The 15,109-nt window shown below is 56.4% G+C and carries 9 protein-coding genes and 1 tRNA gene; 4 read left to right on the forward strand and 6 right to left on the reverse strand.

Annotation, left to right across the window (positions count from 1 at the left end; genetic code table 11):
* Positions 1-56: 56 nt before the first annotated feature.
* From HMPREF1556_RS03285 to HMPREF1556_RS03295, 3 genes are read right to left on the reverse strand one after another with little or no spacing between them, the layout of a single operon-like run.
* Entirely contained in the window at positions 57-3,452 is a 3,396-nt protein-coding gene (locus tag HMPREF1556_RS03285) for an exodeoxyribonuclease V subunit beta (RefSeq protein WP_021666829.1), read from the reverse strand.
* A gap of 36 nt (positions 3,453-3,488) precedes the next feature.
* Positions 3,489-4,592: a 4-hydroxythreonine-4-phosphate dehydrogenase PdxA gene (pdxA, locus tag HMPREF1556_RS03290; protein ID WP_021666830.1), complete on the reverse strand. Its 1,104-nt coding sequence runs from the start codon at positions 4,590-4,592 to the stop codon at positions 3,489-3,491.
* A 15-nt stretch (positions 4,593-4,607) separates the two neighbouring features.
* Positions 4,608-5,684, reverse strand: coding sequence for a DUF4837 family protein (locus tag HMPREF1556_RS03295; protein WP_021666831.1), 1,077 nt, complete (start codon positions 5,682-5,684; stop codon positions 4,608-4,610).
* A 786-nt stretch (positions 5,685-6,470) separates the two neighbouring features.
* Between HMPREF1556_RS03295 and HMPREF1556_RS03305 the strand changes: the two genes are divergently transcribed.
* The 4 genes from HMPREF1556_RS03305 (at position 6,471) to thiL (ending at position 10,878) form a co-directional block, all read left to right on the forward strand.
* Positions 6,471-6,554 (forward strand) — tRNA-Leu (locus HMPREF1556_RS03305).
* A 252-nt stretch (positions 6,555-6,806) separates the two neighbouring features.
* Positions 6,807-8,642 (forward strand): signal peptide peptidase SppA, encoded by a 1,836-nt coding sequence (gene sppA, locus HMPREF1556_RS03310; RefSeq protein WP_021666834.1) that lies wholly within the window; start codon positions 6,807-6,809, stop codon positions 8,640-8,642.
* 34 nt (positions 8,643-8,676) lie between these two features.
* On the forward strand, positions 8,677-9,774 hold the full coding sequence (gene lpxK, locus HMPREF1556_RS03315) for a tetraacyldisaccharide 4'-kinase (RefSeq protein ID WP_021666835.1): 1,098 nt from the start codon (positions 8,677-8,679) through the stop codon (positions 9,772-9,774).
* A gap of 72 nt (positions 9,775-9,846) precedes the next feature.
* A complete protein-coding gene (thiL, locus tag HMPREF1556_RS03320) occupies positions 9,847-10,878 on the forward strand; it encodes a thiamine-phosphate kinase (RefSeq protein WP_021666836.1) in 1,032 nt (343 codons plus the stop codon).
* A gap of 178 nt (positions 10,879-11,056) precedes the next feature.
* On the opposite strand, the gene HMPREF1556_RS03325 is transcribed toward thiL, so the two are convergent.
* The 3 genes from HMPREF1556_RS03325 to HMPREF1556_RS03335 all read right to left on the reverse strand — a co-directional run bounded on the left by HMPREF1556_RS03325 (position 11,057) and on the right by HMPREF1556_RS03335 (position 14,594).
* Positions 11,057-11,842: a tetratricopeptide repeat protein gene (locus HMPREF1556_RS03325; RefSeq protein WP_021666837.1), complete on the reverse strand. Its 786-nt coding sequence runs from the start codon at positions 11,840-11,842 to the stop codon at positions 11,057-11,059.
* A 538-nt stretch (positions 11,843-12,380) separates the two neighbouring features.
* Positions 12,381-13,151 (reverse strand): hypothetical protein, encoded by a 771-nt coding sequence (locus tag HMPREF1556_RS03330; RefSeq protein WP_021666839.1) that lies wholly within the window; start codon positions 13,149-13,151, stop codon positions 12,381-12,383.
* A 3-nt stretch (positions 13,152-13,154) separates the two neighbouring features.
* Positions 13,155-14,594 carry a SprT-like domain-containing protein gene (locus HMPREF1556_RS03335; RefSeq protein ID WP_021666840.1) on the reverse strand — a complete coding sequence of 480 codons (1,440 nt, stop codon included), beginning with the start codon at positions 14,592-14,594 and terminating at the stop codon, positions 13,155-13,157.
* Between the last annotated feature and the right edge of the window lie 515 nt (positions 14,595-15,109).

The following is a 15,109-nucleotide window of genomic DNA, read 5'->3' on the forward strand; positions in this document are numbered from 1 at the left end:
CTAGGACGCTAGATGAGCGTCGTCTATCGGGCCGAGGCCTTGCTGTATCGTTCGGGTTAGTCTAGGGTGACGGGGAGGACCCGTGGCGCTCCTGCCTCGAGGTAACAGAGGTAGCCCGAGACCTGAGAGAAGCCCATCTGTCTAAGGAGCTTCATGTAGCCCTTCACCTGAGTGATGTACTGCTTCCGCTCCGCTCCGAACTTGTAGTCGATCACCTCGATATGCCCATCAGGGTAGCGGATCACTCGGTCGGGTCGGCGACTTGTCTCTAGGCCTCCCCCGATGATCGCACGCTCGTTGTAGACGATACCTGAGCCGTCGAACCAGCGGGCCGTATCGGGGTGCTCCATGAAGCCCTGGAGCATCTCGGTGAGCGCCTCTGCCTCGTCCTCCTTGATGTAGCCTCGGTAGACGGCTTCGCTGACTGCTGTAGGAGTCTCTTCCCTTTGCTTGATATTGGAGAGGATGAGATGCATGGTGCGTCCATACTGTCGCTGCTTCTCTTCGGTGAAGTATTCCAGCCCTTCTCTCAGGATGGCTAGCCTAGAGGAGATGGGGTAGGAGCTTAGGACGGAGACCTCGAGGGTATCGATGCCTTCCTGAGCCTTCCGCTCGTGGTTGATCAGCGGAGTCTCTCGGTCGGTCGTCGTAGGATCTTCCATAGAGGCGGAGAAGGCGGGTAGCTCCGTCCAGAGGGCTTCTCCCTCACTTCCCTTCTCGAAGAATAGGTCCTCGATGGTCGTCGGTTGCCCGTCCTTCCTAGCCTTCTTGCCCGAGGTCTCTTGGGCTTCTCCTAGCCAGAGGTGAAGCTCTTGCTTGGGGCGGGTCGTGGCGACATATAGGAGGTTGAGAGCGTCGAACTGGTAGCGGAGCTTCTCGGCGTAGTAGGTCTCAGCGAAGTAGCTCTGCCGTAGAGCTCCGCCGTAGCGTATGGGTACGCTCTCCACTCCGGATGGGGTGAAGGCTTCGAGTCCCTCCACTCCAGCGATCGGGCACCATAGGATATTCTCCGTGCCACTCTCTGTGTCGAGCTTCCAGCCTAGATCGGGGAGAAGGACCACGGGGAAGCCTAGACCCTTGGACTTATGGATCGTCATCAGCGAGAGCGCATCATCAGAGGCGACGCTGACGATCTTCTGCTCCGCCCCTCGCTCTTCCCACTCTTGGAGGAAGGTGGAGATATCGGCGGACTGCTCTTGCTCCCACAGGTAGAGCATGTCGAGGAGCTTCACTAGGTAAGCGCCTTCGCCCTCGGGGAAAAGCCGACCGAACTGATGGATCAAGATCTCGGCGACCTCGTATAGTCCTCGGCGACCTATGTCCCTGAGTCCCTGAAGTTCCTCTTCGGAGAGCGCTCTGGACTCCTCCCCTCCGATGCGGGCCAGCTGTAGGTAGGCTTCGTCGAGGATGGCTCGGTGGATAGGCGTCCCATTCTCCCCTATATAGCGGAGGGCAGCGATGATGAAGCGCACCGAATAGGCATTGCTCACCAGCAGGGCTTCCTCGGAGACGAAGTTCAGCGAATAGCCCTCCTTCTCCGCCTCGGGGTAGTACATCAGGGCTTCGGCTACCGCTGTGGCGGTCTTCTTGGCACGTACGAGGATCGCTATGTCGGAGGGCTTATATCCCCGCTTCTGTAGATCGATGATCACCCGAGGGATCTGACTGATGGCGTCCTGCAGTTCAGATGAGTCGTCGCTGTCCTCTCCCTCCTCAGATCCCGCTTCCTCCTCATCGTCCTTCGCCTTCTTTCCCTTCTGATAGTGGTGGAGGACGACTTGACCGGTCTTGCCTTGGCTCCTCTCAGGGACGGTCTGCTCTACATCGGCATAAGCCTGGATGAGCTGACCTAGGTAGGAGTCGAGATGCGCCTTGATACGCCCCAGATCAATACCGCTCGCCGTGGCCGTCGCCCACTGTGCCTCGAAGAGCGAACGTAGGAGCTCCGGCAGACGTCGGTAGAGTGCATTGTTGAAGGCGATGATCTCGGGGGCACTTCGCCAGTTATCCTGCAGTTGGTGCACCTGGGCCTGCTGGTCGAAGTCTTGAGGTAGGCTAGTGGTGAGGAGCGAACTGTCGGAGTTGCGGAAGCGATAGATACTCTGCTTGGCATCGCCGACGATGAGGCAGTCCTTCCCCGAGGCAAGGGAGTTCTCCAGCAGAGGCAGGAAGTTAGCGTACTGCATCTGACTGGTGTCTTGGAATTCGTCGATCATGTGGTGATCGACCCGTGCCCCTATCTTCTCGTAGAGGAAGGGTACGTCGCTCTGGCTGTCTCCGAGGAGTGAGGAGATGAGCGAAGGTGCGTCGGAGAGGAGCATCAGGCTACCCTCGAGCTTGAGGCGCTGCAGGGCATCATCGATATCGATGAGTATGCCGTAGAGCCCCGAATAGCGAAGGATCTGGCGAGCTGTCATGTAGAGCGGTGCCTGACCGATACTATGGGCTCTGAAGTCTGAGAGGGTAGTGCGGAGCTCCTCGACGATGGGGCTAAGGCGTGCCTCCAGAGCACGGGCTTGCTCCCGTCCCGCAGCATTCTTCCCTTCAGAGACGAGCTTCAAGAAAGGCTTGTCGGAAGGTGCGTCGATGAAGTCTCGGATATATGCCTTGTCGACGAGGAGCTTGTGCCCTGAGTCGAAGATATTCCCCCGCTGTCTCTGACAGGCTAAGATAGGTGAGAAGACACCAGAGTATCCATTGCTAAGCTCCGAGATCTCTACGCCCGTTTGCTCCAGGAGCGTCCGTGCCTGCTGGCATAGATCTAGGGCTCGGCCCTCGATCTCCTTGATGATCTTCGCTGCCTCGGAGCGTAGCAGGCCGACAGCCTCACGTGTGGGGAACTTATGGTTTGCCCTCAGGAGCTTCACCGCCTCCGTCTCTAGTTGCTTAGCGAAGTCTCCTAGCTTTTTCTTGATGTCAAACTGCTTGCCCTCCTCGATCTGCTCCTGCGTCAGATCCGAGAGCCAAGCATGGAGCGCTTTGTCTAGCTTCCCCTCTTCCTGAGCAGCCAGTACCTCTAGGACGGCGCTCTGCAGAAGAGGCTTGGAGTCGATCTGTACCCTCAGTGCCCCCGAGTGCCCCAGCTCGTGGGCGAAGGAGCGGACTACCTCTTGGAAGAAGGAGTCAATCGTGCGGACACGGAAGCTGGAGTAGTCTAGGAGAAGGGCCCGGAGTGCTCGCTGAGCCCGCTCCTGGAGCTGGCTAGGGGAGAGACCAAGGTGCTTGGTAAGATCCCCTGCGAAGGGCGATGCGTCGGGCTGAGTAGCTAGGCGGTAAAGCTCCTGGACGATACGCTCCTTCATCTCCAGAGTGGCCTTCTTGGTGAAGGTCACCGCCTGTATGGTCGAGAAGTAATGAGGATCGGGGGTACTCAGCGCTAGGCGCAGATATTCACGGGTCAGCGTGTGGGTCTTCCCCGAGCCTGCCGATGCGGTGTAGATGTCCAGAGCCATAGCTAGATGAGGCGTCGAGCCTAGGGGTACGACGGGCTAATACTCGTCGGGCGTCGACGTGGTGTCGAGCTTCTCATCGTCACGGCCACGATTGTGGTAGTGACGGCGTAGAGGATTGCGTGTAGCCTCGTCGTAGCGACGTCGAGCACGGTAGATATCTAGGGCTTGGTAGAGGGCCATACGCATGGAGGTCGGGTCGGCGATCCCTTGGCCAGCGATGTCGTAGCCTGTGCCGTGGTCGGGGGAGGTACGTACGAAGTTCAGCCCGAGGGTCACATTGACACCCTCGTTCATATACAGGGCTTTGAAGGGGGCAAGGCCTTGGTCGTGATACATGGCGAGGATCCCGTCGAAGGAGTCGACACGACCGCTACCCCAGAAGCCATCTCCAGGGAAGGGCCCGAAGGCGATGATCCCAGAGGCCGAGGCCTCCTCTATAGCAGGTCGGATGATCGTCTCCTCTTCTTCGCCTATCAGCCCCTTGTCGCCCGCATGAGGATTGAGCGCAAGTACGGCTAGGCGAGGCTTGATGATCCCGAAGTCTCGCTGCAGTCCTGCCTCGAGGATACGTAGCTTGCGTACGATGAGTTCGCTACTGAGGTGTGCCGAGACGGCGCTCAGGGGCAGGTGTGCCGTCGTCAGCGCTACACGGCAGTCTCCCGACGCTAGTACCATGAGGGATTCGCCTGGAGTACGGGCTGCCATCGCCTCGAGGTAATCGGTGTGTCCCTTGTAGGGGAAGAGGTCTCGAGGCATCGTAGCCTTGTTGATCGGGGCTGTGACGAGGAGGTCACAGAGTCCCATGCGGATGTCGGCCGTCGCACGCTCCAGAGCGTCGAAGGCGCACTGTCCCGCCGTGGCTGTCGCCTCTCCGATCTCCACCTGCTCTCGCCCTGTGGTGCAGTCGAGGATGTTGAGCACACCGTCCTTGGCTTCGCTAGCTAGACGGATGGTGTGCCACGATACCTGCTCCAGAGCCAGACGCTCCTTCCAGAAGGAGGCTACCCGTGAGGAGCCGTAGAGGATCGGGGTGAAGAGCTCGGTGATGCGCTCGTCCTCGAAGATCTTGAGCAGTACTTCGTAGCTGATGCCGTTGATGTCGCCATGCGTGATGGCTACACGTATCTTATGCTGGCTCATGTGTGGTCGTTCGTCTTAGAAGCCCTTAGTGAATCGTGCCTTGAGGATCAGCCCTGGGTCGAAGGTCTTCTCCCCGCTGGGGCGGAAGGAGTAGAGGGCAGCCTCCATCATACGGATCAGATGGAGCTTGTCCTCATTAGGCCTGTAGACGAAGCCCTCGAAGACGTAGACCTTGCCCGCCTTCTTATCTACGATGGCATGGCTGACGAAGGGGCCTCCCATCATAGCACCGCCCTCCATCTTCCACAGACCTCGGAGCTCAGCACGAGCCGTCTCTTCGGAGGGAAGCTGGACACGGCGGTAGAGCAGTCCGTAGTTCTGCTCGGTGCAGGGGTAAGAGCCTTCGAACTCCCCCTGGATGTTGGCCTTCAGTACCGAGTCACGCTTCTCTACGAGCGCATCCAGGCCGATATCCTTGGGGCTGTGGTAGGGGTAGGTGTAGACGAGGATGTCGTGACGGGAGCGCATCGAGGTATTCGACATCCAGAGGAAGTCCTTACCCGCACGCTTGTGGCGAATATCCTCGGGCACGTTGACTCGGTGACCGAAGAGGCTGTCGACCTGCTCGAGGGCCTTCTGGCTGTAGGTCTTGGCTACCACCTCGGCGTAGAGGAAGAGTTCGTGACGGACGAAGAGGTTCATCAGCCCTTCGCCGTTGGCCTTGATGTAGGAGCGGACGGAGTCGGGGCTAGGGGAGGTGAGGCGTGCCACCACCTGTCCTGTAGCCCAGTCGTCGTAGCTGTATTTGAGGGAGACCTTGCTGTAGCGCTGGGGATCGATGTCGAGGAGGAAGACGTTGCGCACGAGCTGGAGTGTCCCCTTGAAGGACTGGGTCGGTACGCGGGAGATGCGTAGTGAAGGTTCGCTCTGGGGCAGGGCGGGAGCGTCCTCCTCCAGCAGGTCGTAGAGCTCCTGAGCCATCGGGCTCTCGAAGTATTCCTTCCCCATGACGAGCATCAGTTCGCCGGGCTTCCCGATGGCATTCTGCTGGAGTACAGAGCCTTTGGTGGAAGAGGACTTGCAGCTCGAGAGGGCTAGTAGGGTGGTGAGTAGGACTGGGAAGGCTAGGCCCACCCAACGATTGATCTTCATAGGATATATCTTGTTTGTCTTTTCTGCCTGAGGGTCAGTAAGACAAAGATAAAGAAACTGGGGCAGAGTCGCCCTAAGCTACAGGGATAGAAGTTCGCTCCGCTACGGCCTTCGCCCATGCCTTCCTCCCGTCCGTCTCCCCATCACACTCAGCGCCTCTTCTCTCCCAAGTCTTGGTCAGAATACCCGCTCTGCTGAGGACTTCCCTCCCGACCGCCCCAGACTTCTCGCCGCACGAAGCTGGGAGGGGAAGGCGTAGCCAGCTATAGGCATGCTCCCCTCCTATACTAATACGATAGGCCTGCTCTGTCTCGGACTCACGGCCTGCTCTCTTCGGGAAATCCTTCCCGCTGGTACTAGCTAGCCTCCCTTCCCAAGGTCTGTAGAGCGTGTGTGCTCGGCTTAGGGAATGCCCTCCCATTCCAGCCCAAGAGATCCCCCTATTATATATGGAGTAGAAGCCCGCTCAGATACGAGCTTGATACTCGCTCTGTCTCGGGCAAATCACTCGCCTTCATTTGCCCGTCTAGACAGGGCTCTTTCGCCCCCTGAGGCTGGAGAGTCTCAGGGGGCGAAAATGAAACCTACTGTAGGTCGTCTTAGCGACCCACGGTAGGTCGGTCGACCGACCCACAGTAGGTTTTTTCGACGATCTTACCGTAGGTTGTTTTTGGGCCCTCTTTGGAAGCGCTTGCTGAGCGGGCTGGCGGGCGGGCTTTTTCCCCGTCTCTGGATGGCGCTGGTAGCTTACGAGAATTGTACTATCTTTGCCCTCGCTCCGAAAAGGCCCAGATGGCGGAATCGGTAGACGCGTTGGTCTCAAACACCAATGGACGCAAGTTCGTGCCGGTTCGATCCCGGCTCTGGGTACAATCTATGGAAATATCCGCTCTGTGAATCAGTCGATTACAGAGCGGATATTTTCTTTTTGGGGCGAGTGGCGGACGATTTCTTTTCCTGTAGCGGACGATTTTTCCTTCAGTAGATGCTGGAGGTGGGGGGGGCGTGGATAAGGGAAACTTCTAAGTATTCACTATATTTGTAGGTAAGGCTGTAGGTTTGCAGTCTTCACTTGTACACATCAGTTCAGCATACACCTTCGCCCCCTAGCTCCATACCCTCATGGATGAACCACTCCAGCCTAGTCGTAAGCCCCTTGGCTTCTGGAAGACCGCCTTAGCGACCTTCGTCGGCGGTCTGACGGCGAGCATCGTCTTCTCCGTCCTCGCCTTCTTTTTCCTCCTTAGCCTCTTGATCGGGAGCCTCCTCTCCCAGAGTGCACCTAAGACGATCGAGGAGAATAGCGTGCTCAAGATCAACCTCAGCTCCATCTCCGAGCTGGTTACTGCAGACCCTTGGTCGACCTTCCTCCCCAGTCGTGGCGAGGGGGAGCAGTCCATCTCCCTGACGCAGGCGCTAGCTGCGATCCGCAAGGCTAAGGCGAATGACCGCATCCGAGGTATCTACCTCAATCTCGATAGCTACAGTGGCGGGATGGCTTCGACAGCCGATCTACGAGCTGCTCTGCTAGACTTCCGCTCCTCGGGGAAGTTCGTCGTCGCCTATGCCGACAGCTACGATCAGAAGGCCTATTACCTCTCCTCGGTCGCTGACCAACTTATCCTCAATCCCGAGGGCTCTGTAGGGCTCGTGGGGCTTGCCTCTTCATCACTCTTCTACCACCAAGCGCTCGAGAAGCTTGGCCTCAAGGCTCAGGTCTTCAAGGTCGGCACGTACAAGGGTGCTGTGGAGCCCTTCATCCTCGATCAGCTCAGCGAACCTAATCGGGAGCAGATCTCCGTCTACCTCTCGGGCCTCTGGGACTTCATCCTCCGGGAAGTCTCCGCCTCACGCTCCATCCCCGTTGATAGCCTGCGCTCCTTCGCCGACCAAGGCTTAGCCTTCTCGGAGGCCGAGACCTTCGTGCGTCACCGTCTGGTGGATACGCTGGCTTACCGTCTGGATGTCGAGGGGCTCATCGCCCGACGTGCAGGAGTCTCTTCACCTAAGGATCTGCACGTAGTCACGCTGGCCGATCTGGTGAACCTACCCGACCCACTGGACGCTACCCGCAAGAGTAAGGAGGATGTCGTCACCGTCGTCTATGCCGAAGGAGAGATCGGGGACAATCCGCTTAGCTCCGAAGGTATCACTCAGGAGCTTGCCCAGCGACTGAGAGAACTCAGAGAGGACGACAAGGCTAAGGCGATCGTACTACGTATCAATTCCCCTGGGGGCAGTGCATTCCTCTCCGATCAGATCTGGCACGAAGTCTATGAGCTTAGGAAGAGTAGGACCATCGTCGTCTCCATGGGCGACGTGGCAGCATCTGGGGGATACTATATCGCATCGGCTGCTGATGCTGTCGTCGCTAGTCCTGTGACGCTCACCGGCTCCATCGGGATCTTCGGGATCATCCCCGACGCTTCGGAGCTAGCCCGACGCATCGGTGTCAACGTCGACGTCGTCAAGACCTCTCCCTATGCCGATATGGAGCTCTCTAGCCCGATGGCTACCATCCTTCGCCCCATGACTGAGGATAAGAAGCTCCTCATCCAGCGCCAGGTGGAGCGAGGCTACAGGACCTTCCTCTCCCGTGTCGCTACAGGGCGAGATCTCCCCGTAGCTCGTGTAGACTCCATCGGGCAGGGACGGGTATGGCTCGGTGCGAAGGCTAAGGAGCTGGGTCTGGTCGACGAGCTGGGTGGCCTAGAGGATGCTATACGTCTGGCTGCCCGTCTGGCAGGTCTGTCGAAGGACTATGCCGTCGATTATGGCCAGACCTCTCGTAGCTTCTTCGATCAGCTCCTCGACTCTAAGAGTGCGGATCGCTTCACGGCACGTCTACGTGGCTTCTTCATGAGCGACCAGGAGAAGAAGCTCCGAGAGTTCGTCCGAATGACTTACCAGTATAGTGGGGTACAGGCTCGCTTGCCCTACGAGTACGCCCCCTATTAATCCCGGGACTTCAGCCCCACCGTCTGCTCCCCTCATGAAGAGAAGTAACAACCCGCTCCTTTACCTCCTCTCCTGGCTCTATGGCTCGGGGGTCAATCTGCGCAACTTCCTCTTCAACCAAGGGATACTCAAGCAGCAGTCCTATCCTATCCCACTGATCTGCGTCGGCAACATCACCGTGGGTGGCACGGGGAAGACCCCTCATGTCGAGCTCCTCATCTCCATACTTCGCTCCCGACACCGTATAGCCGTCATCAGCCGAGGTTACAAGCGTAAGACGCGAGGTCTACAGGAGGTCTCTCTAAGCTCTACCGTGAGCGAAGTCGGGGACGAACCCAAGCAGATCAAGCAGAAGTACCCCGAGGTGCGCTTCGTCGTCGATGGTAATCGCCGTCGGGCTATGGCCTACCTGATGAGCCTTCCCCCCCATGAGCGCCCCGAGGTAGTCCTGCTGGATGATGGCTTTCAGCACAGATATGTTCACCCGTCCTTCAGCATCCTCTTGGTAGATGCCCAGCGTGAACTTCATGAGGATCGACTGCTCCCCGTGGGCGATCTCCGCGAACCATCCATAGCACGCTACCGAGCCGACTGCATCGTCCTGACTAAGTGTCCGAAGGATATGCAACCCATCACGCTGAGGATCATGCAGCGCAACCTCGCCCTCTATCCCCACCAGCGTATCTTCTTCTCTCGTATCGACTATCAGAAGCCCCGTGCCGTGTGCACGCTCCTCGGTGAGGAGGCTGCACCCCTAGAGAATGGTGCCCGTCTCCTCGGGCTGTCGGGTATAGCCTCTCCCGAGCCGTTCTTCTCTTATCTCAGGGAGCACTATGAGCTGGTAGACACGCTCGTCTATAGGGATCATCATCACTTCCGAGACCGAGACTATGAGGCGATCCTCTCCGCATGGCGGGAGGCTAAGGTATCGAAGCCCTCAGAGCCACTCTACATCCTCTGTACAGAGAAGGACGCTGTGCGTCTGACCGATCACTTCCGAGAGCTCCCCGCGGAACTCCAGCAGGCTCTCTATTACCTTCCCATCGAGACGCAGATCCTCTACCGACCTGAGGAATTCCGTCAGATGATCGAGAAGGTCGCTATCGCACTCCCTCATTCGCTGAGGAGTTAGCTCTAGAGGGTAGGAAGGGGATGACTGCTATTAGCTTCCCCCTTCATGCTCCCTCGTACCCCATCATTCACTATGTCACGAACAGAGATTTCTTCCCTGGGGGAATTTGCCCTCATCAAGCGTCTTACTAAGGACTTCCCCCTCTATCATGAGAGCACCCGCCTAGGGGTGGGGGATGACGCAGCCATCATTGCTTATCCCGAGGGACTACAGACGCTCCTCACGACGGATCTACTCTTGGAGGGGATCCACTTCGACCTAACCTATACGCCGCTACGTCACCTAGGCTACAAGGCCGCCGTGGGTAGCTTCTCCGATATCTATGCGATGAATGGCCATCCCCAGCAACTGACCTGCTCGATCGGGGTCTCGGCACGCTTTGCCGTCGAAGACCTAGAGGAGCTCTATGCAGGGCTTCGTCTGGCCTGTGAGCGCTACGGGGTAGATCTCGTGGGGGGAGATACGTCGGCGAGCCTCACGGGCCTCTGTATCAGCATCACCTGCCTTGGGGCAGCTCGTCCCGAAGAGATCGTGAGGAGAAGTGGCGCTAAGCCTACCGATCTCATCTGCGTCACAGGGAACCTCGGGGCGGCCTACATGGGTCTACAGCTCCTGGAGCGTGAGAAGAGAGTCTTCGCCGGAGAGCAAGGGGACTTCGAGCCGGACTTCGCTGAGCATGAGTACATCCTCGAGCGTCAGCTTCGTCCCGAGGCACGCCAGGATATCATCCTTGCTCTGGCTCAGCAGGGCCTGCGCCCCACGGCTATGATCGACAGTTCCGATGGGCTGGCCTCGGAGCTCCTCCACATAGCTAAGGAGAGTGGCGTAGGGATACGCATCTACGAAGATCGCCTACCTATCGATATCGAGACCCTGCGCATGGCCGAGGAACTCAAGATGTCTACCACGACCGTAGCGATGAATGGTGGGGAGGACTTCGAACTGATCTTCACCGTCCCGCTCGCCGAGCTTGACCGACTCAAGGAGCTCGAAGGTATCCACATCATCGGGCATGTGACTCCCGAGACGCAGGGCTGCTATCTCGTCACGCCCGACGGGGCAGAGCTTCGCCTGAGGGCACAGGGTTGGCCCGAGGACGAGTAGCGAAGGCACCTAAGTTAGCGCTCAGCTCTTCGCCCTTCGTCCAAGCCCCTGTCTTCGGGGGAAGTTCTCCGCTCGCTCGAGCTCTTTCCCTCCATCCGATCCAATAAATAAAGGCTACTCCTCCACTTGGTGAGGGGTAGCCTTTAGTGTGCGTTGGTGTTGGGGGTGTAGTAGGGGCCTATATAATGGGATCGTGTACCGGACGTAGCTGGCGACGCCAGTAGCGGAGTAGCTCCGTGTGGTCGCCTGATACGAGGTTCTCCTCGAGGAGATGGATGATCAGCTCTACCGACTCGTAGCATCCACGGTGGGCAGCTTGGTCGGCATAGTAGTACGAAGCGTCGTAGTCAATCGGCCCTCCACCTCCGGGGAGGAAGCTCTTAGCTACGATGAGGTAAGCGGAGCCCGAACCAGCCTCCATCGCCTTCTTCAGGTAGGTGAGGGCGGTATCTTCGCTCTGCTCCACGCCCTTCCCCTCTAGATAGAGGTGATAGAGCTGTAGGTAGGCATCGGAGAAGCCTCGCTCACCTGCAGCCTCGAGGTAGAAGAGCGCTTTGGGCGGTACGCCCTCACCGGCCTTCTCCTGGATCTGGATCAGTGCACTCGTGTAGAGCGCATGGGGATATCCCTGCTCCACTGCCTTGACGAGCCACTCAAGGGCGGGGCGGTCAGCCTCTGCCTCATGACCGGAGGAATAGTAGTCGAAGAGCAGGTACTGAGCTTCTGCATCGCCTGCTTCAGCCAGAGCGTGCACCTCCTCGAGTGTGCGGGTGCCGAAGGGGGGCGGTGTCGGTAGGTCGATATGCTCGAGCGAGACGGATGTATACGTGCTAGAGGTCGTGTGTGACTGGCTGGTAGCGGTTTCGGTCGTAGGGGACGCAGGGTGCTGTGTGCTCTCAGTCTTGCTGTGATTTGACTGAGATCCAAAGAGTCGCTTAGCTAGGCTAGTAAGGATGTTACCCATTGGAGTGGACGTTGATTTTATAAAACTGGAGCCCCTCGGCGATGTATTTATTAAATAAGGGGCTTCTCATGTCGCAAAGATAAGGAAATACTCGGTTGTTTGTGTGGTTCTTCTCGATAAATTGCCCTTGAGAAGGCAAATTGTCTCGTCCGAAGCCCTTCGACTCCTCTTCGGAGGGCGGGGCGGAAGGAAAAGACAGTCCTCCTCGCTCCCTCCTCCAGGTGAAAAAACGAGCCTCATCAGAGCCTCTGCTTACCCCTCTGGAATGGGCTCTCGGCAGGGGGCAAAAAACGACCCACGGTAGGTCGCCGAAAAACCTACTGTAGGTCGCCTGACCGACCTACCGTAGGTCGCATCGACGACCTACCGTAGGTTTTTTTCGGGGGGATCTGTGACCCTCCTTCTTTTGGGGGGATTGTACGGGTAGAAAGTCCTAGGTTTCTCCCTCTGCCTCTGCCCCCTACTTTTGGCCGTCAGACAGGCTTGGGAATGCCTGCCGATTTAAGGGGGAGATAGCCCCTTTCTCTTAGAGCTATCTTTAGTAGTACTTCCCTCTATGGTAGCGGGTGAAGTAGGGGACCCACTCGACATCATGCTTGTACTTCATGATGCGACGTGAGGTCTCCAAGGCATGGTTACGAAGCTCGGGAGTGGTGGGGTATTCTGGATCATCCAGACAGAAGTCATGACCATATTTGAGTATGACAGCATTGGATGCTCTTATAGCATCGGGGTTGATGAATCTTGGCACTTCTACATAGCATATATCTCCTTGGTTACATTGCGTCTCGAAGGTCCGATACATACGTACCCCACCCCGAGTTACGTGCACGATGAAGATGGTACTAGGTAGCTTCCTCATCCCCCTTCGCGATATAGAGACTAAATCCTCTAGGTCATTCATCGAAGTGAAGTGGAGGGTCTTCAGCGAGTCAGCCGTTAGTGTCGTCGGCTCGTCTCGCACGTAGAAGTTGATGTAGAGAGGGACGTGGTCAAAGCGGAACTCCCACGTCCCATAGTCTTCGTAGGTCCCATATTGGTAACGGAAGGCGGGTACGTCAATGGAGTCCTGTACCCCACGCCAAGCAGGGGCAAGAAAGTCCCAACCATAGTTGCGTTTCTTGCGGGGAGCGTTTGCCGGGGTCTTTGCTCTGAGTGAACTGTGCTTCCACTGCGGGCTCTTCTGATAGTGATTCAGGAGATAGACCGTGTCGGGTAGGGAGTCCTGGGTCTTCTTCCTCCTTTGGGCATCTAACGATTGCCCAAAGGAAAAGAGAAGAAGGGTGAGGAGCATGAGGAGGCGTTTCATAGGCTACGGGATACGTTCCATTTCCTTTTTCCAGAGATCTTCATATCGAGCCTTTTCCTCATGAGATAGTTGCTCATAAGCCGTTGTTCCAGGTAGCCCTGCCCAAAAAAGAGCTTCACACCTCTCTCTTGTGATAGAAGGGTCATTAAACATCTGAAGTATGGTCGAAATAAAACTCTCCTTGTTGTGGAAGAACCTTTGATGATCATAGTCATTCTCCTTCTTTGGATCAGAACTCTTATATCGACTATAGTAGTCTACAATCCCAGGATAGCCTTTTGCCATTAGCTCTCTATATTCGGCTGGTGACTTAGCATGGTTAAATGTAGCCATTAGATGAATTTTCAGCGAGGCATGTATCATTTCATGGAGAAGAGTGGTCGCTATATGTAGATCTGTCATCTTGTCGAGATAACGGGAATTCAGCTTTATCACCACAGAATGTGTCGTTCCGTTGACGAACTCTGTCTGGCCATATACCTTGTACCTCTTGTTATCGGCATCTTTATCAGGCATGTCCTCTATCTTCAGATATAGATGACCCAGACGAGGCCTCTTATTTGTAAATGCTCTAAGTACAGTAGAAGCAAGCTTTTTCCCAGCCTTCAACTTATTGAATATGGAATCAGCACGAGTATCCTTGAAGGAGGTAGTCTTCTCGATCTTGTCAAAGCATTCTTCATTAGGTTCTGGATCCGGTGCTGGTGCTGGGTGGGGGGATCCTCCGCCTCCATAACCAGGAGCAGGACCATCACCTCCAGCACCACCGCCACGCTCCGGGTTGCTGTCGGGATTCCTACCTTCAGATTCTGATTGGACGAATCTTATCCAGCATCTAGTCATAGGTATCCAGCGGTCTACAGGTGGTAGACCTGCATAGTAGTAACTAGTCACGCAGTGCTCTTCGTAGAACCCTCCACGTGGTATTTGCTCCCCCTCTGGTGTCGTGAATCGAGTCCCACTTCTAGGAGCTTTACCCAGAGCGAAGGTCGTAAAGTAGTCAAAGCGCCACTGTTCTTCAGGCGAGATCTCATTGCTGTGATAGAAGCTGTGAGTAAAGCTCTTATCTCCATGGATATTGAAGGTCCAAATAGTCCGTATCTCCTCAGTGTTTCTCTGGCTATAGACTGGTACGAAGAGTAGTGTGTCAATACCTTGGTCTGCAAGGATCGAACACTCCCAGAGTGGTGTAGCTTGGGCATCTGCGAACTCTTGAGCTAGCCCCGTCTTGGGATCTGTAGCTCGAAGCTCTTGTATGATGCGTTGGATACGTGGATCTTTCCCAGGGAGGGCCGGATAGATTTTCTCTAAGAGAACCTCTGGCTGATACTCGGATGCTTCCTCTTTGCTACAAGAAGAGAAAAGGAACAGTAGGAGGAGAATGGGAAGGATAGACCAGCCCTTACGGAAGTTGGCCCAGGAGGGAGTACGATGCGTAATCATGTGGAGTTTACTTTTGTAGTTAGTATGCGTTTGTATTATGAGGTATTTAACTTACCCTTCCGGGAAGAGCCGATCCTCGCACTAAAGTTAGTAATTCTTAGTAAACTACAAGTGTTATCCAGTCCTGGGCTACTATGGGGTGAAGTCCTTGATCGAATGTCGGTCTCTTAGTTTGGCTTCTTCCTCTTAATATTCACTCTTTTGGCCCTAGTGGATGAGGTATGATCATCTGGAGGTTGCGGTGTTAAATCTCACACCTCTGGAATGGGGTCTCTGGAGGGGGTAAAAACCGACCCACGGTAGGTCGCCGAAAAAAACTACTGTGGGTCGTCTGACCGACCTACGGTAGGTCGTCGATGCGACCTACCGTAGGTTTTTTTCGCCCCCTTTTGTGGAGGCCTCGCAAAGTGGGCTGTGGAGCGGGCTGGCGCCAAGGGGAGCAGTCCCTTCAAAAAGGGTCGTTCGGAGTGGGGAAATGGGAGTGCCCTTCGTTCAGCGCTCCGAGGGGAAGATTT

This window comes from Porphyromonas sp. oral taxon 278 str. W7784 (genome assembly GCF_000467855.2).
Classification (GTDB): Bacteria; Bacteroidota; Bacteroidia; order Bacteroidales; family Porphyromonadaceae; genus Porphyromonas.

Excerpts from the sequence above, each read along its gene's own strand:
- lpxK (WP_021666835.1), top strand. The coding sequence starts at position 8,677 with ATGAAGAGAAGTAACAACCCGCTCCTTTACCTCCTCTCCTGGCTCTAT.
- HMPREF1556_RS03335 (WP_021666840.1), bottom strand. The coding sequence starts at position 14,594 with ATGATTACGCATCGTACTCCCTCCTGGGCCAACTTCCGTAAGGGCTGG.
- sppA (WP_021666834.1), top strand. The coding sequence starts at position 6,807 with ATGGATGAACCACTCCAGCCTAGTCGTAAGCCCCTTGGCTTCTGGAAG.
- HMPREF1556_RS03325 (WP_021666837.1), bottom strand. The coding sequence starts at position 11,842 with ATGGGTAACATCCTTACTAGCCTAGCTAAGCGACTCTTTGGATCTCAG.
- HMPREF1556_RS03330 (WP_021666839.1), bottom strand. The coding sequence starts at position 13,151 with ATGAAACGCCTCCTCATGCTCCTCACCCTTCTTCTCTTTTCCTTTGGG.
- HMPREF1556_RS03295 (WP_021666831.1), bottom strand. The coding sequence starts at position 5,684 with ATGAAGATCAATCGTTGGGTGGGCCTAGCCTTCCCAGTCCTACTCACC.
- thiL (WP_021666836.1), top strand. The coding sequence starts at position 9,847 with ATGTCACGAACAGAGATTTCTTCCCTGGGGGAATTTGCCCTCATCAAG.
- HMPREF1556_RS03285 (WP_021666829.1), bottom strand. The coding sequence starts at position 3,452 with ATGGCTCTGGACATCTACACCGCATCGGCAGGCTCGGGGAAGACCCAC.
- pdxA (WP_021666830.1), bottom strand. The coding sequence starts at position 4,592 with ATGAGCCAGCATAAGATACGTGTAGCCATCACGCATGGCGACATCAAC.